The following is a 1,817-nucleotide window of genomic DNA, read 5'->3' on the forward strand; positions in this document are numbered from 1 at the left end:
TCATAACTATATGATTTTAAAAGTTTTGATTATTTTTTGATCCAAAATTAAATTTATTTAAATCAGATGCTTACATATTTATGCAACAAAGCCATTTGAAAGTAGTGAAGTAATTAATTCCTTAGCCTTAGATACCGAGGGGAAAATTAATCTTAAAAAAACTTTTACCTTTTCAAATACAGGTAAAGTTGTTAAAGAAATTTTCTATACTTGTAATGATATTAACAGTGAAGAATACTCAAATATTTGGGGAATAAAAGAAGCAGAAATAAATACTTATTTAGAAAATTTGAACATTGAATACTCCCGTTCAGGGCGTGGTGTCACAAATTTATCAAAAATTGAATTAATTGATATTAATACACAGAACTTAGGTAGAATAGAAAAAGAATATGTAGCCGATGAATACATAAAGAATTTAAAAAAACAATATGAGTTCTTTGAAATACCAGATTATTCTTTATTTGATGCTGAACAAGATTTAAACATTAGCTCAACAGCATTTCAAACTCAATTCAAGCCAATTGCAAATCAATCTTTATTAAATAACTTAGAATTAACTAGACAAATTGAAACAAATGTACAAGATGATCTAGAAAATGAATTTAGTGTAATAACTGGATTAATGCAGAGAAATGTCCCAAATCTAGAAAAGATAAAACCCTCCGTAACCTGTAATTGGGGAAATCTTGTTAAATTTGATCTATCTCTAAAATTTTCTACAGATACTTTTGAAATTCCAATTTCAAATAAGGGTACTGGTTTCAAAAGACTTCTAATGGTCGCATATTTTGAATATTTAGCTCAAAAAGCCACAAAAAAATATCAAATTTTTGGAATAGAAGAACCTGAAACATTCCTTCATCCTGAGTTACAAAATGATCTACTAGATTCTATTATTTCATTATCAGAAAATAGTCAATTTTTCATTACAACACATTCACCAGTCTTTGCAGGTGCAACGAATAATTCAAATATAGTTGTAGTTAAAAAACAAAATGAATTATCAAATTATTTAAATTTCGAAAATGAAAATGAAATATTGGATATTGTTATCAGTGAATTAGGCATTAGACCTAACTACAATTTATTAAATGATAATTATCGTAAGGTAGTATTTGTTGAAGGAAGTGGCGATGTAAAATTTTGGGAAAGAGTTTTTCTAAAAATTAATGGTGAAATACCATCAGATATTCTACTCATTCCATGTGGAGGAGATCAAGTTGAGTTTTTTGTTAATGCGGAACTTTGTAAAAAAATAAATAGAAAATTTATTATAATTTTAGATTCCGACAAAGGCGCGACAGATTATGCATCCAAATTAGCAAATAAGCAGGCTCTCATTCAAAAAGTAAATCAATTAGGGGGAGAATTCGATATTTTGAGAAAGCGTGAAATAGAAAATTACTATTCAAGGGATGCTATACAACGCCTAATGCCTACTGACAAAATATTACCTCATGAATTCCAAATCACTGATTATCATGATATTAAGGAAAGCATAAAAACACATATTATACAAGGGCTTTCAATCAACTTTAAGGCTAAAAATAATTTTGAAATTTTCGACGAAATGACAAAAGAAGAGTGGTTAGCCTGTGCTTCTCCAATTAATAACACAACTGATTTAGAAATTATTTTAGCTAAAATGCTTGCCTAACAAAGTAGTAAATCAGCAATGAAGCTGCTTATTCAGCCGCTTCATTGGTCACACGTAATACTTCTTCCAGTGTGGTTTTCCCAGCCAACACTTTACGCAAACCATCATCACGAATAGAGCCTGAGTGTTGTCGGGCATAACTTTCTAATTCATATTC

Annotated in this window: 1 protein-coding gene; it reads left to right on the forward strand. The window is 29.2% G+C overall.

Going from position 1 to position 1,817, the window contains the following annotated elements; all coding sequences use genetic code 11:
• Positions 1–112: 112 nt before the first annotated feature.
• Positions 113–1,660: an ATP-dependent nuclease gene (locus tag ACOZBP_RS17310; protein WP_422677554.1), complete on the forward strand. Its 1,548-nt coding sequence runs from the start codon at positions 113–115 to the stop codon at positions 1,658–1,660.
• Positions 1,661–1,817: the final 157 nt, after the last annotated feature.

Origin of the sequence: Brevundimonas sp. NPDC058933, assembly GCF_049315965.1 — a bacterium.
Lineage (GTDB): Bacteria > Pseudomonadota > Alphaproteobacteria > Caulobacterales > Caulobacteraceae > Brevundimonas.